Below are 20536 nucleotides of genomic sequence, written 5' to 3' on the forward strand. Positions count from 1 at the left end.
ACCTCCTTTAGGGAATTTCCCGTCTAACTACTTTATTATTTCCCTGGGAAGCGCACATTCCGACAGAACATGAGCTCAAAAAGAAAAAGCAGATTACAAAAATCTACTTTTATAGATTAAATTTTTGCATTCGTTTATAAAATGTACTACGGGGTACATCTAATAGTTTTACAGCTAACGAAACATTTCCGTTTGTCTTTTGTAATGCTTCAATCATGCTATCACGCTGTATTTTTTCGCGAAAATTCAATGTATGTTCTGTTTTATTTTCAACTTGTAACTCAAGTTGTTGTTGATTTCCCATCATTGTTTGTAACAAAAAAGCGACTTGTTTTTCGCATATTTCCCGCCCTTGCGACAAAATGTAAATGCGTTCTAATACATTTACTAGTTCTCGAATATTTCCGGGCCATGTATGTTGTAAAAATTGATTGCAAATACTCTTTGGAAATACAACATTCCAATTCTTCCGTTCGCAAAAGTGTTGTATAAAATATGGAATATCCTCTTTTCTTTCTAGTAACGATGGAACATATAACGGATAAACGTGCAAACGATAATATAAATCTTGACGGAATTTCCCTTCTTCTACTAACCGTAGTAAATCTTTATGTGTGGCAGTAATAATACGAATATTTACTGGTACCTCTTTTGAACTTCCTATTGGAGTTATTGTGCGTTCTTGTAAAACACGCAATAATGCTACTTGCATCTCTGATGGTACTTCACCAATTTCATCTAAAAACAATGTTCCTCCATTCGCTTGTTCAAATTTCCCTTTATATCCTTGACGTCGCGCACCTGTAAACGCACCTTCAGCATAACCGAACAATTCACTTTCCATTAATTCTTTAGGCAAAGAACCGCAGTTAACAGCTATAAAGGGCCCGTCTTTTCTTGGACTATTTTCATGAATCGCTCTCGCAACATATTCCTTTCCTACTCCTGTCTCACCACATACATACACACTAGCATCAGTCGGTGAAACAAGCTTAATTTCTTCTAGTGTGTGTTGAAATGCTTTGCTTGTCCCGGTAACTCCTGAAAAAGTAATTCCTTTTATAAATGTGAAAGCAGAATATGTATTCATTTGTTTGTTTTCCTTTAAATACATACATTTCCCGATCATTCTTTCATTACTATATACTGGTATCTCTAATTTAGTTTCCAATCCATAGCGCATTAAATCTTCAAGTTTCATTCTTGACCAATTAGTTACTCGTTCCCGAACGCTCTTACTCGCAGAAACGATAACATCACGATGATTACAAATAACTACTTGTTCATCACTATCAATGACATCTAAAAAACGATGAATTAAGTGTAATTCATTTTGATGAACTCTTATGCTACATTCACGTTCTATCGCATGTGCAATTGAAGTTACCATACCGAGCATATATGGATGCGAAAATTCAATTGGACAGGAGAAATCTAGAACACCAATTAATTTCCCGTCATCGTTATGAATGGGAGCAGCCGCACAACTCCAGCTATGAGATGCCACGGAGTAATGTTCAGTACCACTTATCATAATAGCTTCTTCAATTTCTAATGCTGTTCCTATTGCGTTTGTCCCCACAGCTGCTTCCGTCCATTTTACACCTTCAATAAAATTAATATGTTTCGCTCGCTTTAACGTTTGTTTATTTCCACTTAAGGATAGAACATAACCATCTGGATCGATTAATAATGCCATCATTTGTAGTTCATCAATGGTTTTTCTCATATTTTGTATTTGAGGTAATGCTATATCAAGGAAAATTTCACTCTTTTTCTTTTGTTCTTGAAAAATGTTAGAAGACAAAATTTTCTGACCTTTATTCATATGAGGATTCACATTTGCTTGTTTACATCGATGCCATGACTCTGAAATTCTTTCGTTTATACGGTTCGAATCAAGGACTCCTTTATCAATAAACTTTTTCCATGTGTGTAAGTAAAACGGTGAAGCTAACATTGTATCATCTCCCTTTTAATTGTTTTGGAGATTTATTCCGCATTAACGGGCAGTAAGACCCCCACCTCAAAATTCAGCTAGAGCAAAGAAGTTAGGTGGGGGTCAGGCTGCCCGTAAAAGCCTGATTGGTTTAACTAATAATTAGTGAGGGATGAATAACACCTCCACTGATTAAAGTTTCACTTTATAAAACATACTTTTATTATAAAACTGAATAAAAGCGTTTTCAATACAACTAGAAAGACGACACAAATATGTTAATAATTTGAATATCTTAATGCATTTCTTTATTCTTTTTTAGTAGCACTATATTTTGTATAATGGACGCAAAGAAAATACATAACCAAAACCATTTTTGTGGATTACCATTTATAAAGAAAACAATCACGGCTGCAAAGAAAATAGTGGATGCTAAACTAAAATATAATTTTGTTTTAATTTCTATTATCCCTCACCCCTCTGTTACTTTACAGTACATACTAACTCTTCATTTTTCATCTCTACTATGTACTCCTGTAAAACATATTCTTTCCCGCCATGGTTTTCATACCATTCATGTATTCTTCTAACATGCCTCTCGTCACTTCTAATTTTCGATTCTATTTCTTTATACTGTTCATAACTATCATATTCCCATATGGCAAATACTTCAGACGTACCATTCTTATTATCTTTCATCCAGCGTCCTATTAGCCTAGAACCATGCTTTAATTGATTAGGTAAGTTTGTGTTATTGAAATGATCATTAAATACTTCTATGAATTCATTTTTCACTACATAGTACTTCCTTCTGTAAAACATACTTCTTCACCTCTTTTATGAAAAGTATCAGTAAACCTTCCCATCACTACCGTATTATAATACTTTCCATCCGATAGTCTTTTGTCATTTTTCAAAATGCCTTCTACTTCAAAACCTAATTTTTTATAAAGATGAATAGCTTTCTCGTTTGTCTCTAATACTTGTAAAGATATTTTATTTACTGCATTTTCGTCAGCCCATTTAATAGATTGTTGTAATAGGCTCTTACCCATTCTATATCCCCAAAACTCTTTTAAAATACAAACGCCAAACTCCACTTTATGAGATAATCTCTTAAAATTTGATCCTTCACATCTTGAAAATCCAACAATTCGATTGTGCACTTCTACAACTAAAAAGAGATTCTTCGTCTCTTCAATATCTGTTTTTATTATTTTTTGAAACCCTAGATTATCTATAAATCCCTCTCCAGCATCTCTATCCATATTTTCAGTTTCTCCATCAATCTGAACTCTAATTTTCGATAACTGCTCAGCATCTTTCTCAGCTGCAGAACGAATTGTATAAGTTAATCCATTTATATGAAACTTTTGCTCTTTTACAATCATGTCAAACTCCTTTCAAATGAATATAATGGCGCTATTACAACTTGTTTACCTTGTTTCTCAAAGTCCTGAACAGTTTCTTTACTAGCCTCTTCGTCAGTTATAATAATGTCAATTTCTTTTAGAGACTCTCCTCTTATAAAACAATCTATTCCAAGTTTATTATGCGGAACTAAACAAATATTTCTTCTAGCAATTTCACTTACTCTTTTACTAAAATAAGCAACTTCAGGTGTTGCAGTACTAATACCTTGTAATGAAATGCCTCCACCTGTAGAGAAATAAAGATCAATAGAAAATCTACTTATCAATTCAGAGGCAAGTGTATCAGTAATATTCCCTGAAGGTTTTACTTTTCCGCCAATTAAATACGTATCAATATTCTTATATTCTCGTAGATAACCAGCTATTTCTATAGAATTCGTAATAACCGTAAATGATACTTCCGGTAAATATTTCAGCATCGCATTATGAACGGAAGCCCCACCAATAAAAATTGAATCACCTTCTTTTATATAAGATACCGCAACTCTTGCAATTGTGTCCTCATATATTGAGCTATCACTATAACGTTTAGCTGGTTCCGCAGCTAAGTTTCTCACTCGCGTAAGTTCAATTGCACCTCCGTGCGTTCTTTTTAATAAACCATCCTTTTCCATAATAGACAAATCTCTTCTTATAGAATCAATAGACATATCAAATCTTTCCGCAAGATCTTTTACGATTACTCTTCCATCTGTACTAAGTAGTTCTAAAATTTTCTCCCGACGTTCTTCAGTAAACATGTTATCACCACCGTTATTGAAGATTCAGAAATTTGAACTTTATGTTAATTATATGCACGTTTCTTCCGTTTCACAATATTTTCAATCCTTTTTCTTCCGTCTTTATGCAGGTTTTCTCTCTTTTTCTATTTTGTTAACTTTACATAAAATAAATGCACATTTGTATATTCTACTAAAAGACTTCTATTTATTTCCTTATTCATGTAAAATTATTCCTATGTTTTACTTTTTAATACAGAAAGGAATTACTATGAAATCATTAATCAAAACGACATGTACAGCATTATTATTTACAGGAATATTAACAGGATGTAATAGCAATACTACACCAAAACAAGAAAAGAGCGCTCTCGAAAAGAATGCAATGCACTATGGAGAAATAGTTAAAAACGAATACTATAGAGCAACAGTTGAAAATGCAAAATTTGAAAAAATAGACAAAGAGTGGCGCCTTACTACTCGTGTTATGATTAATAATGTTCGAGACGATGGACAAACTATTGATCTTTCGAAAATAAAATATTTCATACAAGATGAAAAAACTGGTCAGAAATATGAAAGTGAAGCTCATCCGATAGATGACGAGCACTATAAAAATGTTCCACACAAATTTTCTTTAACTACTGACGTTGTATTTGAAATGAAAACTTCTCCTAAAGACTTAAATAACATGTATTTGTATATTGATAGTAAAGTTGCTCCATTAACAAATACATATTGGAAGCTTGGGAATCTAGCATCAAAATAAAAAAACAGTCTTTATTGACTGTTTTTTTATTGTTGAACTTGTAAATACCATCTAAAGGAACTCTCTTTATTATTAGTTAATATACATGTAACTTAATCATTTTTTCTCAAGGAATACATCTGCTGCCCAAATCGTCACTTCTCTAAATGGACAGTCAAATAAAACACCTAGTTCAAAACCATCTTCAGTAAGAGCTATTTCATGATATAGCCACCAAGCACTTTCAAAGTTTTCTGGCATAGAACACTTGGTTACTCCTATAAAAGTTACTTCAAGTTTATCAAATTCACTAAAAGTACCACTGCAATCTAATACGATAGACAAAGTATCTTCTGATTTTCTCTTTACTACTTTAATCACACTATCATGTAGTGACATCTCATGTAGCTGAGCAACATGAGACGGAAGTTTTTTCTTAATGGAATTAAAATGTTTTAAGTATGATTGATCTAATTGTGCCATTCTTGCCTCATAATCTGCTGTCCACTCTAACAAAAGTTTCTTTAATTCATTAGGTAGATATACTGAATCAAACATGTTGTTATGAATGTATGGATGTAGTGTTTCAGGAAGATAGTGTAATAAATCTTCTTTCCTTTCTTCTACTTCGTCTTTCAAACTTTGTATATAATCGGGATCTATGTCTTTCCATTCTTCTATTGACTCTATGAAATGCACAAATCCTGAAATTTGCATTTCTTTATACCAATCTTTTGTGAAATATTTCAATTACATCTCTCCTAAAACATTTTATCATCCAAGAAAAGCAATGTATCCGCTTATTATATCATTCCAATAATCATTTTTTCTAAAAAAAAAATGTAAAAATGTAAATATTCCGCCTATTTTTTCTAAAACTTCAGAATATTTACAAAAATAATAAATTAGAATACATTTTAGTTGTACAAGATTCACCTGTACAAAAATCTAAACAAAAAGGGATGGTTATATGTTGAAGAAATTAGTAGCAGGAACATTAGTAGCGGGTTTTGCATTAACTGGCGGACTAGGCGTAGCAAGTGCTGAAGAAAAAGGTAACACAATTAAGTCATTTGATTATTTAAAAGTGGATGAACAGAATGTTACTTCATTTGCAAAATTAAGTGATCAGGATAAGAAAGACATCCAAATTACTATGGTATTACCAGAGCAAAATGAAAATGGAGATTGGCTAGCTTATGGTTTTACTAGTAGAGAAACATTGGATGCTTATATTGAAAAGGATAAAAAAGTACTTAAAAATAAAATTAATCCTTTAGGTAGTGGTGCTGGTAGTACTGATTTTTATGAACATAAAGATAAAGGTGGCCAATATATTTACTGGAGTAGCGGCTTTAAAAACTTACCATCTAGCTGGAACGACAGAATTTCTTCTGTAAGTACAGCGTCACCTTCTGCAAGTTATTCAACGACACTTTGGGAGCATACTTCTACACAAGGATATGGAAAAGGTGTTTTATTTAAACACGCTGATTGGTATGGTAAAACTGCTAATTTAGCTCCTGATTGGAACGATATAACTTCAGCTATTGAAATTAAATAGTAAAAATTCAAACCACTATTCTCTCATTCATTTAGAGAATAGTGGTTTATTATATTTTCATTTAAGCATGTACAGCATGTCCTATCGCCTGCAATAAAGCTTCATGAATTGCCTCAGATAAAGTTGGATGTGCTGCAATATAACCTCTCATAATATCAGCGGTAACTTCTGTATGAATCATTACGGTGCCTTGACCAATTAGTTCAGTTGCACGAGGACCGATAATAGAAATCCCTACAATTTCTTGATATTTAGGTTCCACAATGACTTTTACTTTCCCCATTTGTTCTCCTAAAATAAGAGCTTTTCCATTCGCTGTAAAAGGAAATTCTCCGATAATAATATCACCATATTGTTCTCTTGCACCTTTTTCACTTAAACCGACGCTAGGCTAGCTATTTCTGGAGCTGTGTATATACAACGAGGCACAGCACGATAGTTTACTTTCACATCTTCTCCGCTCGCATGTAATGCCGCTGTCGTTCCTTCATGAAAGGCTACGTGAGCAAGCTGTATTCCTCCAATAATATCACCGGCTGCGTAAATATGTGATACGTTCGTTTGCATATGCTCATTTACAGTAATCCCTTTATTTGAAAATTGAACTCCAGCTTTTTCTAATCCTAAATCTTGCACACGAGGTTTTCTACCAACAGAAACGAGAACAAATTCTGGAGTTACTTCGTGCATACTTCCTTCGTATTCAAACGAAGCCTGTTTCTTATAATTGTTTAATCCTTTTAAAGCTGCTCCTGTGAAAATTTCTACACCATCTTTTTCTAGTTTCTCTCTTAAAATGCTTGCGATATCTTCATCCTCACCAGGTAGTAATTGCGGTGCCATTTCAACAATCATTACTTTCGTTCCAAGACGACTATATATACTGGCAAATTCGCAACCTATTACGCCACCGCCAACAATAAGTAATGAAGCTGGTATGTTTTCAAGAGACATCGCATGACTACTATTTAAAATCCATTTCCTGTCGAATGGAGCAAAAGGTAATTCAGTAGGTTCTGAACCTGCCGCAATAATGAATTGTTCTCCAACCACTATCGCTTCCTTATTCCCCTGCATAACTCGCAGACGATGATCCGTTTCAAATTTCCCTTTCCCCTTTATAACTTTAATTTTATTTTTCTTCATTAAATATTGTATTCCTTGTACGAGCTGCACAACAATTTGTGATTTTTTGGTCTGTATTTGATTCCAATCAATTGATATACTTTGCTTATCTACTAATACACCAAAACGTTGCGCATGATTAACAATATTGTATACTTCAGCACTTTCTAACAAAGATTTCGTAGGCATGCACCCGACATTTAAACAAGTTCCACCAAGATCAGCTTCATCAATAAGAGTAACATCTTTCCCAGTTTGAGCTGCGGTAATTGCCGCCACATATCCAGCGGGTCCGCCTCCAATAACTACTAATTTATTCATTCTCCCACCTTCTCTTTATAAAAGAATTGTTACCGGTTCTTCTAAGTATTGTTTAATTGTGCGTAAAAATGCAGCTGCTGGTACACCGTCTAGTACACGATGATCAAATGTTAAACTTAAAGGTAACATACTACCTTTTTTTATTTTCTTTCCTTTATATACTGGAACATGTTCAATTGCACCTACACCTAAAATACCAGTTTCAGGTGTATTTAATACTGGCGTAAAATATTCGATACCAAAGCTTCCTAAATTACTAATTGTAAATGTCGTTCCTTGCATATTATCACTATTTAAACTACCTGCTCGTGCCTTTTGTGCCACATTTTTAATCTCTTTAGATAACTCTACTAAAGATAGATTATTTGCAAAGCGAATAGCCGGAACGACTAAGCCGTTTTCTAACGCTACTGCCATACCTAAATGAACATGTTCAAATTGATGGATTGCATCATCTATATAAGCACTGTTCATTTCCTTATGCTCCTGAAGCGCTAATACAACAGCACGAGAAACCAAATCAGTAATGGTTAGTTTGTTATCGTACCGTTTTTGTACAACTTCCGCTATTTCTTTATGTAAAGCAACTAAATCCGTAACATCTACTTTCATCGTTAATGTCAATTGTGCGGTATTTTGGAGGCTTGCTTGCATCCGATTTGCGATCTCTTTCCGCATACCGGTAACAGGAATTACTTTACTTTCTTCTTTTACAAACGTTTCTGGGGTAGCAACTTTTTCTTCAAGTACTTTTAATACATCTACCTTTGTAATTCTCCCACCAGGACCTGTTCCTATTAATGTGGAAATTCCAATATTTTCAACTGTTGCCATTTTCTTTGCTACAGGAGATATTTTTATTCTTTGTTTCTTTGATCTTTCTTCCGCGTACGGTTCAGGATGTTGTACATTTTGAGGTTCTACTTTCGGTATTGATTCTTCTGTAGCATTTACGGTTTCATTTACCGATACCTGTTCATTTGGTTTTCCGATGTAACATACTACAGTACCAGGTGGAACTCCTTCATCTTCACTTACAGTTATATCCAGTACCATTCCATCAGCGGGTGCTTCTATTTCTGTTTCGATTTTTTCAGAATTAATACTAGCAATTAATTCACCTTTTGCTACATTATCACCAGCTTTAATATTCCAACTCGTAATAATACCTTCTTTCATCGCCATTCCTAATTTCGGCATTACAACTTCTACAGCCATATTTCTCTCTCCCTTCTCATCGTTTCATTACACATTCAATAAAGAACGGTCCCCAATCATTTCTGATACAGTTTCAATTACTTTCTCTGGCGTTGGTAAATATAGTTTTTCAAGTGGTGGTGAGAACGGAACTGGTGTATGTGGTGCTGTAATTCGTTTAATAGGTGCATCTAATAAATCGAACCCTTTATCCGCTACAATTGCTGCAATGTCTGTTGCGATACTACATCTTGGGTTTGCTTCATCAATAACGATAAGACGATTTGTTTTTTCAACAGATGCTAAAATTGTATCTTCGTCAAGCGGTGATAAAGAGCGTGGATCAATAACTTCTACCTCAAGTCCTTTTTTCGATAATTGCTCCGCAGCCGCAAGCGCAGTATGAACTTGCTTCCCAATTGCGACAATCGTTATATGAGAGCCTTCCCGTTTAATATCTGCTTTTCCTAAAGGAATTGTATAATATCCTTCTGGCACTTCACCTTTCATATTGTAAAGTGTTTTATCTTCAAAGAAGATTACTGGATCATCATCTTCAATTGCCGCTAATAATAAGCCTTTTGCATCATACGGGGTGGACGGAACGATAACTTTAATACCTGGAATGCTCGTAAATAACGCGTATAAACTTTGAGAATGCTGAGCTGCTGCGCTAAATCCAGCACCATGCATCGTTCGAATTGTAACTGGTACTTTTGCTTTTCCACCAAACATGTAACGGAATTTTGCACCTTGGTTTAAAACTTGATCAAGACAACTACCGATAAAATCATTAAACATTAATTCAGCGATCGGACGTAATCCCGTTGCCGCCGCTGCCATCGCAGCTCCCATATAACCAGCTTCAGAAATTGGTGTATCTAAAATACGATTTCGGCCAAATTCTTGTACAAGCCCTTTCGTAACGCCAAGAACACCGCCCCACGCTTCATCATCTTGCAAATGATCAACTTGTGCACCACCCGCAACGTCTTCACCTATTAAAATTACATTTTCATCACGGTGCATTGATATTTTCATCGCTTCATTGATAGCAGTTGACATACTTACTGTTCTAGTCATTATTTTTCCCCCTCCTCTTATTTGTAAGAAACGTATACATCTTTTAATAATTCTTCATCCTCTGGATATGGACTATTTTCACTAAAATCAATTGATCGTTGCACTGCTTCGTCTACTGCTTTTTCCATATCAACAAGTTTAGATTCCGTTAATAAACCTTCATGAATTAAATGCTTACGGAAATTCACAATCGCATCTTTTTCATTTAAATGTTCTTCTTTTTCTTCTGAGGTTTTATACGTTTGTGCTTCCCCTTCGAAATGGCCGTAATTACGATATGTCATACATTCAATTAAAGTTGGGCCACCGCCATTACGTGCACGTTCAACAGCCTCTTCCGCTGCTTTATATACCGCTAGTAAATCTTTTCCATCTACTTGAACTCCCGGAATGTTATATGCTTTTGCACGATCAGCAATAGAATCACAACTTGAAGCATATTCAAATGTAGTTGCTTCACCGTAACCATTATTTTCAGCGATAAAAATAACTGGTAACTTCCAAATCGCCGCTAAATTAACCCCTTCATGGAATGTTCCTTCATTATTTGCTCCGTCACCGAAGAAGCAAACACTTACATCTTTCGTTCCTTTATATTTAGCTGTTAATGCTGAACCGCAAGCAAGTGGGAAACCCCCGCCTACAATGCCATTCGCACCAAGCATTCCTTTATCTAAATCGGCAATATGCATGGAACCGCCTTTACCTTTACATAATCCTGTCGCTTTCCCGAAAAGTTCAGCCATCATACCATTTAAATCACAACCTTTTGCAATACAATGTCCGTGACCTCTATGTGTACTTGTAATACTGTCACTATCCGTTAAGTGGGCACATACACCAACTGCTACCGCTTCTTCTCCAGCATATAAATGAACGAAACCTGGTAAAACACCTTGCGCGAACAATTCATGTACCTTATCTTCAAATTTACGAATCTCTAACATTTTTTCATACATCCAGCGAGCTTGTTCTTTCGTAATTTCATTCCCTTTACTTTCAGTTGTTTTTAACATGTCCAGCCCTCCTATTTTCTTGTTCATCTATTATATTGCAAGAAGCGTGCCAAATTCTAACCTTGATTTAATAGACTTTCTCTTCTTTTTAAAAATAAAAAAGTGGACAAAGCGAGACAGCTGTCTCGTTTTGTCCACTCTTGTTCACCTTACTAGAGAATCATTCGCTTATTCACTATCAAAACTTTTTTGTAGTTTCCGGATGTAAATAATTTGACCAATATGATACGCATTATGAGTAGTTACATTACCTAGCACTTCCCACCACTTCGCGGATACAGGAAATCCAACTACATCACTTTCAACCTTGTCTTCATTAATGAGATTTTGCCATTGCAACAATTTCTCTAATAATTTTCCCCTTAACTCTTCGAATGTTTGATTATCTGATAGCATAAAGCTTTTGTTATTGTCACCAATAGCGGGTACCGCATTAACATTTGATTCTTTATACCTAGTTTGCCACGTTGAGTTCCAATACAGTAAATGTTGTACAATTTCTGCTATACTATTACTCTCTTCATTCGGTTTCCAGAAAGCTTCTCTCTCTGATAAATCCTTCACTGCATCTGAAAATGGCATATACCAACTAGGATCATTCGCATTTGCTAACAACTGATCTGCTAATACGTCTTTCACATGGACCATTTTTTTCCCCTCATTTCATTGGCTTATATAATACTTACTTCTCTATATACGCTGAGTCTACACAATTCCCTTTTTAAATCATTCCAATACATATATAAATGAAGAAACTAAAGCACTTTATCATATAATCTTATTAAAACAACATGTATCATTAATAGATTTTATTCCTATAACTCGTTATGATAAAAGAAAAAGAAAGCGAGCGACCAATGAATAAAAAAATCGCGGTTATTACAGGAGCATCAAGTGGATTCGGACTATTAACGACACTTGAACTAGCAAAAAAAGACTATATTGTCATTGCTACAATGCGAAACCTTGAAAAACAAGTAAACTTACTATCTCAAGCTACTAAACTAAACTTACAACAAAACATAAAAATTCAACAATTAGATGTAACAAATCAAAACTCTATACATAACTTCCAAGTGTTTTTAAAAGAAATTAATAGAGTAGACCTCCTTATAAACAATGCAGGATATGCAAATGGAGGATTTGTAGAAGAAATTCTAGTAGAGGAATATCGTAAACAATTTGAAACGAATCTTTTTGGCGCTATATCAATCACTCAGCTTGTTTTACCATATATGAGAGAACAAAAAAGTGGAAAAATCATTAATATAAGCAGCATTAGCGGCCAAGTTGGATTCCCTGGTTTATCTCCTTATGTATCTTCAAAATATGCATTAGAAGGCTGGAGTGAATCCCTTCGCTTAGAAGTAAAACCTTTCGGAATTGATGTTGCTTTACTTGAACCAGGTTCTTATAACACAAACATATGGGAGGTTGGTAAACAACTAGCTGAAAACCAATCTGGTACAACATCTCCTTACAAAGAATATATGGATAAAATACAAAAACATATTAATAGCGGTAGTGATACATTTGGTAATCCGATAGATGTTGCTAATAAAATCGTTGAAATTGCTGAAGCAAAGCGTACTAAATTACGATATCCAATTGGAAAAGGTGTAAAATTTATGATTTTTGCGAAGAAGATTCTTCCTTGGAGATTGTGGGAATTTCTTGTTTTGAGGAGTTTTAGGAAGATGTAAATAAAAAGAGTAACTATCAAGATAAATAATGGTAGCTACTCTTATTAAATATTCATCATTAAAAACCCAAACGATATCAATATGTAGAAAGAGGATCAAAATAAAACAACATTGAAACCATAAAAACAAATGCAAAGAATCCAATTATAGAAAGAATATATTCCTTTGTCTCTCTGTTATACTTCCATTCCATCCATACGCGTAATAAGGAAATTGCTCCAAAATAAATAAGTACAACAATTCCTATATTAGCATTTTCTGCTTTGAACAGATAAATAAAACTTAATATAAGATATACGATAAAAAGACCTATTTCTAATTTTACATGTAAACTATTTACATGCTTATATATCCAAACATTGCCCTTTGGCATATTTAATTTTCTTCTTAAAAACTTTTCTAAAAAATATCCTCCAATTATCATACTAATAACTATAATCCAAATAGTAGAGTTGCCCATTGCATTCCCTCCTATTAAATTAATTATATTTTTAATAAAGTAGACTATATAATTTTTCCATGTTTCGATAATGTTTTCATTTTCTTTATGCTTAAGTAGTAGTTTTATCAAGACATGTTTTATGTATTGTACAACAACAATCTATTTCTCATCCTTTTTGTTTCAGGATGTTTAACTTTTTTCTTGCTATTCTTTCATAAGCGAATATGGATAGTACCTATAAAATTAATAGAGCCATTTTTATAATTGACGGACCCCCCTCCTTTTATTTTCTTACTTTCATTTTCTCCGGCTGATCACTCGGATACGTAGCATTCTTTTTATTTTCAACATCCCAACTAATAATTGTTGCACTATCTCTCCCCAATTGATGATGCACGTGTTCTAAAACATTGTGAACATTTTCTTTAAGCTCTATCTTATTTTCATTCATATCGTTATACAGATTTAATGGCGTTTCATAACGACGTTCCCCACATTCTAATACCCCATCTGTCACCATTACAATTCGATTGTTGCCAGTACGTAATTCACGAATTCCTGATGAATAGCAAGGTACAGGTAATTCAAATGTATTTACATTGCCAATCCATTCGTAAAAATGACGTTGATTTAGTGCGTATTGCCCTAATTTATGTAATTCATCATGAAATACATAAACGAGACAGTCTCCAATAGATAGCCACCATATATAGTTTTCTTTTCTTACACATAGTAAAAAAGCTGTTTCACCTTTAACTCTTTTGCACTTTTCTTTAAATGAGGAGGATTGAAAAATTGTAAGTATATGATTTGCAACTGATTGAAAAACTGTTTCAATTCGTTCATTCATCATTATTTTTATATTTTCATATTCTTTTTCGATTGTATGTATAACTAAATCAACACTTTCTGCGCTATTATGCCCGTCTAAAATAGCTGCAAATTCCCAATCATCATTTGACCAAACTAACGCACCGTCTTCATTCTTTTTTGCTCCGGCACTTATATTCCCACCGTATTTACCAAGTACAATGTCATCATATTGCTTAACTGAGATTTCCCCTAAACACATTTCCGTATTTCCAACCCATGAATATTGGTTATTATTTGTTGTATGCATACTCATTTACCATATACTTTCGTATTCTTTCACATAGTTTTTTAATTTCTTCAGAACCTCCATATGGTGCACCAGTCCAATTTGCTACTTCAGTAGGCGACCAAAATTCTCTTGGTGTATCCGGATAACGGGGAATAATATGCATATGTAAATGCGGTACACCATTACCCGAAACAAACGTGTAAATATGTTCTGCACCTTCGTTTTCTGTTAGCGCTTTACTTATTCTACTTGTTATAAGTCCAAATGCTTTCGCCTCATCTTCATTTAATTCAGCAAGACCAGGTACATGTCTTTTTATATCAATCATTACGTAACCGAGATATGTTTCTTCTGTATCCCAATGGACATGTCCAACGTATATAAGATCGTCTTCATAAATAGCGTCACCTGGAACTATAATGTTTCCTTTATGTTTTTCACAAATGAAGCAGTTTTGTTCTGCTGGATTGTATATTGACATATCCATCACCATCCTTTTTATATATAATATCATAAAAAAAGGAAAAAACAGGTTTTTTATTCCGAAAATTCAATCTTTTTAATTAGGAATTTTTACATTATTTCATTTTAATAATTTGCACCTCATTCCTTCTTCAAAACCGCAATCCCCATTCCAATTACAATCCCAATCGCAATTCCAATTACTACATTATCAGTAAATAAGCCAGGTACTACGCCGATTACAACGCCTATAGCGACACCAATTGTCATTGCATTATTTCTTTTTTTATTATTAGCCAAAATAGCATCTCCTCTCATCATTTCTCCCAATATAATATTTACATGAATGTTGCTATTTCCTAATATATTTTCTATCCCACTTGAAAATTTCCAAAAAATGTACTTTATTACTTTTCCATTCCCCCTATTTAATCCTCTTTATATGAAAGAATTTTCAAGTCACCATTACATCTACATAGGCATTTACTATAAGAAAGATCAGTTATTCATTGAAGGAGGAACGATTCAAATGTATCCTCATTGGAATCCAAATATAAATCAACAATATGCTTACTCCCCCCATCCCGTAAGAAATACACTGCATCACGATTCTCAATATATGATGCAGCGCATCGCAAGTCTTGAAAGCCAATTAGCGAAATTAATCTCATTAATCGAAGAAAATAATCAATTAATAAAATCAATGGAACAAGAAAAAAATCAAGTTTGTGCACCAGCTGGCGGTTCTGTTATTGTTCGTATGTAATCTTTTCGAACAAAAAACACACTTTGTATAATAAAGTGTGTTTTTTTTTGTTATTTTCTTTTTTGGTGAAATCCTTGTGTAATGCGGTCTAATATAATCGCGATGACAACAATGGCTAGTCCCGCTTCAAATCCCATTCCGATATTAACTTGTGTTACAGAACGGTACACATCTACTCCTAGTCCTGGTGCTCCTACAAGTGACGCTGTTACAACCATCGATAACGAAAGCATAATACTTTGATTCACTCCGGCCATGATCGTCCCAGTTGCGAGTGGTAATTGTACTTTAAATAGTTTTTGTGATGCTGTGGATCCAAATGCATTCGCTGCTTCAATTAAATCTTCCGGAACTTGTCTAATTCCTAAGTCTGTAAATCTGATTGTTGGTGGCATCGCAAAGATTACTGATGCAATTATGCCAGGTACTACACCTACTCCGAAAAATGTAATCGCTGGTATGAGATATACGAATGCGGGCATTGTTTGCATAAAATCTAATGTTGGTTTTAAAAACTTTGAGAAACGCTCATTTTGAGATGCTAAAATACCGATTGGAATTCCGACAATAATCGAAATAATAACAGACGTAAGTACGAGCGCTAATGTTTGCATCGTTTGTGCCCAATAGTTAATATTTAAAATAAATAACAATCCGATGAGTGTAAAAATAACTAAAGATAATTTTCTCGTTGTGTACCAAATGAGGAAACATAGTATAATAATCATCAATATAGCTGGTATTATTGTTAAAAAATTAGTGAGTAAATCAACGAATCCACCGATAATATAAGAGAATCCTCGGAACAAGCCTTCAAAGTTCTCATATAAACTTGCAACAAACGAGTCGACCCATTCCCCTAATGGAATACGCGGTATACTATTCATCGTCTTTCACCTCTTCCTCAATGTTACCTGCAAGAGCTTGAATGACACTTTCACGTTTAATAATTCCTCTTAACCTTTTCTTCTCATCAATAACGGGTAACGGATATTTCATCTCTGCCATTTTTGCATACGTCTCTTCAAGTAAAGTATCTAAATAAACGTGCGGAATATCGTTAAGTAATAAATCAGCAATCGGCCACTGTTTTTGTACTGCTTTACTTGCATCATCTGCGGTTAATATACCTAAAAACTCATACTTTTTGTTTACAACATATACTGTAGAAACGCCCGCATTTCTCATAATTTGCAGTGCCACACGAGGTCCACGGTCAATTAATAAAGTCTCCGGTCGTTTTAATATAGACTCCGCCGTAATTACTTTTCCTAAATTCACATCCGCAACAAATTTCTCTACAAATTCATTAGCAGGGCTCATCATAATTTCTTCAGGCGTTCCAATTTGAACAATTTCTCCATCTTTCATTAATGCAATACGATCTCCAATTCGAAGTGCTTCATCTAAATCATGAGTAATAAATATTATTGTTTTCTCCATTTTATCTTGTAGCTCTAACAATTCATCTTGCATTTCTTTTCGAATAAGCGGATCTAATGCACTAAATGATTCATCCATAAGTAAAACATCCGGATCATTCGTAAGCGCTCTCGCAATACCAACTCGCTGTTGCATCCCACCACTAAGTTGACTTGGATAATTGTCTTTATGATGATCGAGTCCCACTAACTTAAGTGACTCTAACGCTTTTTTCTCTCGTTCCTCTACTGGAACTCCTTGTATTTCTAATCCGTATGCAACATTTTGTAAAACAGTACGATGCGGAAATAGAGCAAACTTCTGAAACACCATACTCATTTTCGTTCTTCTTACTCTTCGTAATTCTTCTTTTCCCATCGTTGCGATGTCTTCACCATCTATGTATATATGCCCCGCTGTCGGTTTGATTAATTGATTTAGCATTCGAACTAGCGTTGATTTCCCGCTACCGGATAAACCCATAATAACGAAAATTTCTCCGGTGTATACTTCAAACGTTGCCTTTTTCACACCAACATTCATTCCGGTCTCTTTTAAAATTTCGGATTTGCTTTTTCCTTCTTTTAATAAAGAAAGGGCTCTTTGCGGGTGTTTCCCAAATACTTTTGTTACGTTTTCAACACGCACCTTTGTATTATCCATGTCACTACTCCTTTTCTACCCATCTATTTACATAGTGTTGCGATTTTACAAAGAAATATTACATAAAAATGACATTCATAAGATTTCTTTAAAATTCTCGTTTCCGTTCATAATAAGAATGCTTACTTATACATTTATTTAAAAAGGCAAACGTTTCTTAGGAGGTTTTCAATGAGAAAGAAAATATGGCTTATATGCCTTGCATTATTTATTACTATGATTTTCACCTCATGTAATGCAACAAATGCAAATTCGAAAGGGAAAATTAAACTTGGTGTAACAAGTTGGAAAGAAAATATTGCAACTGCAAACATGTGGAAAGTGTTATTAGAACAAAAAGGCTACAAAGTTGAACTCATGTATTTAGAAAAAGCGGCAATTTGGACTGGTGTCGCTCGTGGTGATGTTGATGCAAATTTAGAAGTATGGCTGCCTGTTACGGATAAACCATTAAATGATCGATATAAAAATGACATTGTCTTAAAATCAAAATGGTATGAAGGTACAGGGCTTGGCCTTGTCGTTCCTTCTTATTTGAAAAACATAAACAGTATCGAGGATTTAAATGCACATAAAGATGAACTAGATAACAAAATTGTCGGAATCGAACCTGGCAGCAGCCTAATGAATTTAACAAATAAGGCGATGAAGGAATATGATATTAAACTAAAACTTGTCCAATCTTCAGAAGCTGCGATGATGAGTGAATTAAAAAAGGCATATACGAAAAAGAAACCAATCGCTGTTACGCTTTGGAATCCTCATTGGGGTTTTTCAGAATTTGATTTAAAATATTTAAAAGACCCTAAGAAAGTATATGGTGAAAAAGATGACATTTATTACTCCGTTCGTAAAGGTTTCGAAAAAGATCATCCGGATATTGTGAAATACTTTGATAAATGGAAAATGAACGATGAGCAGCTTGGTACATTAATGGTCATGCTAAATAAAACGAAAGATCCAGAAGAAGCAGCACGAAAATGGATTGAAAAGAATCAATCGTTAGTTGATGAATGGATAAAAGATTAATAAAACAGGCTAGAGAATTCGCATATTCTCTAGCCTGTTTTATCTTATTTTTTCGTAACAACATCATCTACAATCCCATATTCCTTCGCTTCTTCTGCAGTCATAAAATAATCTCTTTCTGTATCATGTGCTACCCTTTCAATCGGTTGCCCTGTTTTTTCTGCAATCATTTTATTAATATCATGCTTTAGCTTTAAAATTCTTTTTGCTGTTATTTCGATTTCAGTTGCCTGCCCTTGCGCACCACCAAGCGGTTGATGAATCATAATTTCACTGTTAGGCAATGCAAATCGTTTTCCTTTTGCACCTGATAAGAGTAACAACGCACCAAATGATGCTGCAAATCCCATACAAAGTGTTTGCACGTCTGGTTTAATTAAGTTCATTGTATCTAATATTGCAAAACCTGCTGTCGTTGATCCGCCTGGGCTATTAATGTATAAATATATATCTTTCTCTGCATCTTCCGCTTCTAGAAATAATAATTGAGCTACAACACTACTCGCTACTTGATCGTTAATTTCTGAACCGATAATAATAATTCGGTCTTTTAATAACCTTGAATATATATCATAGGAACGTTCTCCTAATTTCGTTTGCTCTACTACATATGGAATTGCATTCATTTTAAATCCCTCCAATAATTGTTATGCCGCACAAAGCATACAACTGTAGGAAGAAGAGTTTTTCGCACTGAATAATAAGACAGGTTGTTTAGTTGGTAACTTCGTAAAATCTATTGTTGGAAGAAGCTTAGTTAACAATTCCGGCCTTTCTTCACGAATAGACGTTACAACAATATCAATATCTTCTGTGAATTCAACGATTTCAAGCCCTTCTTCACTTACAGTTTTCAGCCTATTTCTACTCCGAAATAAAGAAGCTTTCACTGCTCCTTCCGATACAGAACATACTTTAGCGATATCAGCGATACTATATTGAAAAACATCCTTTAATAATAAAATTGTGGATTGTTGTACATTTAATGAAGATAATACTTTCCCTACCATTTCATGCAAATCTGCAATTTTTTCATGTGGTTCTTCGAAAGTAACTTGTTCCCTTATTTTTTCATGAACTGATTTTGACTTTATCTGGTCTAACCAACGATTTCTAGCTATTTTATATACAAGTGTCATGCAAATATCTTTATTACTATATTTTTGAAGAACTTTACAAACTGTTTCTTGGGCGAGATCTTCCCCATCCCATCTGTTTTTCGTTAAAAACGTACAATACCTTTTTAACTCTGCATAATTTTCAATCAAAAAATTTATATTTGAATGATTCATATCGATATGTTTCTTAAACAATTGCGTTACTTTTGTGCACAAAATAACCACTCCTTTTCAGCGCTTACTTAATAAACGATTGATGAAACGAAAAAGTTACGGGACTTATAAAAAAATAATGTTTATGTTCAATAATTCGCGGTCATAAATATGTTATGTACAATTTTACGTGAGGAGGAACAAATTTGCCAAAATTAACAATTGAAGGTGCTGGCACTTTTGATGTGAAAGAAGGAACAAAGTTAGTATTAGCAATTGAAGATAACGGTGTAAACATTCTTCATCGTTGTGGTGGAAATGCACGTTGCACAACTTGTAGAGTAGAAATTATAGCGGGTGATTTCTGTGAAGCGAGTGCGAATGAAAAAAATGCGATGACAGAAAAAGGGATTGAAGATCATTTACGATTATCTTGTCAAATGCGTGTACATAAAGATATAGTCGTTCGTCCGGTACTTACAGTTGAAAATTCAGGATTAGCTGCCGGTCCACGCCCAGCGGAGTAAAATG

The 20536-nt window shown here is 34.2% G+C and carries 23 protein-coding genes and 1 pseudogene; 6 read left to right on the plus strand and 18 right to left on the minus strand.

The features are described from left to right. Window positions 1-109: 109 nt before the first annotated feature. The 4 genes from MHB70_RS12335 to MHB70_RS12350 all read right to left on the minus strand — a co-directional run bounded on the left by MHB70_RS12335 (window position 110) and on the right by MHB70_RS12350 (window position 4112). Window positions 110-1960 (minus strand): sigma-54-dependent Fis family transcriptional regulator, encoded by a 1851-nt coding sequence (locus MHB70_RS12335; RefSeq protein ID WP_000881390.1) that lies wholly within the window; start codon window positions 1958-1960, stop codon window positions 110-112. Window positions 1961-2422: 462 nt separating this feature from the next. Further along, window positions 2423-2761: an NIPSNAP family protein gene (locus tag MHB70_RS12340; protein ID WP_000499990.1), complete on the minus strand. Its 339-nt coding sequence runs from the start codon at window positions 2759-2761 to the stop codon at window positions 2423-2425. After that, a complete protein-coding gene (locus MHB70_RS12345; protein WP_000635700.1) occupies window positions 2734-3330 on the minus strand; it encodes a GNAT family N-acetyltransferase in 597 nt (198 codons plus the stop codon). The genes MHB70_RS12340 and MHB70_RS12345 overlap by 28 nt, the downstream gene beginning before the upstream one ends. Further along, the gene (locus tag MHB70_RS12350; RefSeq protein WP_000493650.1) at window positions 3327-4112 is read right to left on the minus strand and encodes a DeoR/GlpR family DNA-binding transcription regulator; all 786 of its coding nucleotides are present in this window, start codon (window positions 4110-4112) and stop codon (window positions 3327-3329) included. The genes MHB70_RS12345 and MHB70_RS12350 overlap by 4 nt, the downstream gene beginning before the upstream one ends. 250 nt (window positions 4113-4362) lie before the next feature. On the opposite strand from MHB70_RS12350, the gene MHB70_RS12355 reads away from it, so the two are divergent. Next, window positions 4363-4860, plus strand: a complete 498-nt coding sequence (locus MHB70_RS12355; RefSeq protein WP_061529414.1) for a hypothetical protein — start codon at window positions 4363-4365, stop codon at window positions 4858-4860. 96 nt (window positions 4861-4956) lie between these two features. Here MHB70_RS12355 and MHB70_RS12360 read toward each other — a convergent pair whose 3' ends face one another. Beyond that, window positions 4957-5589, minus strand: a complete 633-nt coding sequence (locus tag MHB70_RS12360; protein ID WP_000873423.1) for a DUF4085 family protein — start codon at window positions 5587-5589, stop codon at window positions 4957-4959. Window positions 5590-5809: 220 nt separating this feature from the next. Between MHB70_RS12360 and MHB70_RS12365 the strand changes: the two genes are divergently transcribed. Continuing rightward, complete coding sequence (locus MHB70_RS12365) at window positions 5810-6403, plus strand: hypothetical protein (protein ID WP_000914452.1); 594 nt, start codon at window positions 5810-5812, stop codon at window positions 6401-6403. A gap of 61 nt (window positions 6404-6464) precedes the next feature. Here MHB70_RS12365 and lpdA read toward each other — a convergent pair. The 5 genes and pseudogenes from lpdA to MHB70_RS12390 all read right to left on the minus strand — a co-directional run bounded on the left by lpdA (window position 6465) and on the right by MHB70_RS12390 (window position 11793). Beyond that, window positions 6465-7849: pseudogene (lpdA, locus tag MHB70_RS12370) on the minus strand (dihydrolipoyl dehydrogenase). Between the two features lie 15 nt (window positions 7850-7864). Beyond that, complete coding sequence (locus tag MHB70_RS12375) at window positions 7865-9067, minus strand: dihydrolipoamide acetyltransferase family protein (protein ID WP_061529405.1); 1203 nt, start codon at window positions 9065-9067, stop codon at window positions 7865-7867. A gap of 27 nt (window positions 9068-9094) precedes the next feature. Then, window positions 9095-10129, minus strand: a complete 1035-nt coding sequence (acoB, locus tag MHB70_RS12380) for an acetoin:2,6-dichlorophenolindophenol oxidoreductase subunit beta (protein ID WP_000198878.1) — start codon at window positions 10127-10129, stop codon at window positions 9095-9097. A gap of 17 nt (window positions 10130-10146) precedes the next feature. After that, the gene (gene acoA / locus MHB70_RS12385) at window positions 10147-11145 is read right to left on the minus strand and encodes an acetoin:2,6-dichlorophenolindophenol oxidoreductase subunit alpha (protein WP_061529404.1); all 999 of its coding nucleotides are present in this window, start codon (window positions 11143-11145) and stop codon (window positions 10147-10149) included. 168 nt (window positions 11146-11313) lie between these two features. Then, window positions 11314-11793: a DinB family protein gene (locus tag MHB70_RS12390; RefSeq protein WP_000233796.1), complete on the minus strand. Its 480-nt coding sequence runs from the start codon at window positions 11791-11793 to the stop codon at window positions 11314-11316. Window positions 11794-12002: 209 nt separating this feature from the next. Here MHB70_RS12390 and MHB70_RS12395 point away from each other — a divergent pair, with 209 nt between their 5' ends. Further along, entirely contained in the window at window positions 12003-12848 is an 846-nt protein-coding gene (locus tag MHB70_RS12395; RefSeq protein WP_001034821.1) for an oxidoreductase, read from the plus strand. Between the two features lie 76 nt (window positions 12849-12924). On the opposite strand, the gene MHB70_RS12400 is transcribed toward MHB70_RS12395, so the two are convergent. From MHB70_RS12400 to MHB70_RS12415, 4 genes are all read right to left on the minus strand, one after another. Further along, the gene (locus tag MHB70_RS12400; RefSeq protein ID WP_000528453.1) at window positions 12925-13308 is read right to left on the minus strand and encodes a DUF4181 domain-containing protein; all 384 of its coding nucleotides are present in this window, start codon (window positions 13306-13308) and stop codon (window positions 12925-12927) included. Between the two features lie 265 nt (window positions 13309-13573). Beyond that, window positions 13574-14416 carry a PP2C family serine/threonine-protein phosphatase gene (locus MHB70_RS12405; protein ID WP_002093707.1) on the minus strand — a complete coding sequence of 281 codons (843 nt, stop codon included), beginning with the start codon at window positions 14414-14416 and terminating at the stop codon, window positions 13574-13576. Further along, the gene (locus MHB70_RS12410) at window positions 14394-14879 is read right to left on the minus strand and encodes an HIT family protein (RefSeq protein WP_002093704.1); all 486 of its coding nucleotides are present in this window, start codon (window positions 14877-14879) and stop codon (window positions 14394-14396) included. The genes MHB70_RS12405 and MHB70_RS12410 overlap by 23 nt, the downstream gene beginning before the upstream one ends. 116 nt (window positions 14880-14995) lie before the next feature. Then, window positions 14996-15172 (minus strand): hypothetical protein, encoded by a 177-nt coding sequence (locus tag MHB70_RS12415; RefSeq protein ID WP_001213777.1) that lies wholly within the window; start codon window positions 15170-15172, stop codon window positions 14996-14998. Window positions 15173-15383: 211 nt separating this feature from the next. Here MHB70_RS12415 and MHB70_RS12420 point away from each other — a divergent pair, with 211 nt between their 5' ends. Next, window positions 15384-15620, plus strand: coding sequence for a hypothetical protein (locus MHB70_RS12420; RefSeq protein ID WP_000283217.1), 237 nt, complete (start codon window positions 15384-15386; stop codon window positions 15618-15620). Between the two features lie 50 nt (window positions 15621-15670). Here the strand turns inward: MHB70_RS12420 and MHB70_RS12425 are convergent, their stop codons facing one another. Both MHB70_RS12425 and MHB70_RS12430 read right to left on the minus strand, forming a co-directional pair. Further along, complete coding sequence (locus MHB70_RS12425) at window positions 15671-16507, minus strand: ABC transporter permease (RefSeq protein WP_001084772.1); 837 nt, start codon at window positions 16505-16507, stop codon at window positions 15671-15673. Further along, the gene (locus MHB70_RS12430; RefSeq protein ID WP_000370617.1) at window positions 16500-17705 is read right to left on the minus strand and encodes a quaternary amine ABC transporter ATP-binding protein; all 1206 of its coding nucleotides are present in this window, start codon (window positions 17703-17705) and stop codon (window positions 16500-16502) included. The genes MHB70_RS12425 and MHB70_RS12430 overlap by 8 nt, the downstream gene beginning before the upstream one ends. Window positions 17706-17876: 171 nt before the next feature. On the opposite strand from MHB70_RS12430, the gene MHB70_RS12435 reads away from it, so the two are divergent. Beyond that, window positions 17877-18734 carry a glycine betaine ABC transporter substrate-binding protein gene (locus tag MHB70_RS12435; protein WP_001227651.1) on the plus strand — a complete coding sequence of 286 codons (858 nt, stop codon included), beginning with the start codon at window positions 17877-17879 and terminating at the stop codon, window positions 18732-18734. Window positions 18735-18778: 44 nt separating this feature from the next. Here MHB70_RS12435 and clpP read toward each other — a convergent pair whose 3' ends face one another. Together clpP and MHB70_RS12445 are read right to left on the minus strand one after the other, a co-directional pair. Then, window positions 18779-19360 carry an ATP-dependent Clp endopeptidase proteolytic subunit ClpP gene (gene clpP / locus MHB70_RS12440; RefSeq protein WP_000991620.1) on the minus strand — a complete coding sequence of 194 codons (582 nt, stop codon included), beginning with the start codon at window positions 19358-19360 and terminating at the stop codon, window positions 18779-18781. A gap of 21 nt (window positions 19361-19381) precedes the next feature. Beyond that, complete coding sequence (locus tag MHB70_RS12445) at window positions 19382-20068, minus strand: RNA polymerase subunit sigma-70 (RefSeq protein WP_000337532.1); 687 nt, start codon at window positions 20066-20068, stop codon at window positions 19382-19384. 143 nt (window positions 20069-20211) lie between these two features. Here MHB70_RS12445 and MHB70_RS12450 point away from each other — a divergent pair, with 143 nt between their 5' ends. Next, the gene (locus MHB70_RS12450; RefSeq protein WP_001125383.1) at window positions 20212-20532 is read left to right on the plus strand and encodes a 2Fe-2S iron-sulfur cluster-binding protein; all 321 of its coding nucleotides are present in this window, start codon (window positions 20212-20214) and stop codon (window positions 20530-20532) included. The last annotated feature ends 4 nt before the right edge of the window (window positions 20533-20536 follow it).

The sequence above is a fragment of the Bacillus sp. FSL M7-1020 genome (assembly GCF_038050415.1).
Classification (GTDB): Bacteria; Bacillota; Bacilli; order Bacillales; family Bacillaceae_G; genus Bacillus_A; species Bacillus_A toyonensis.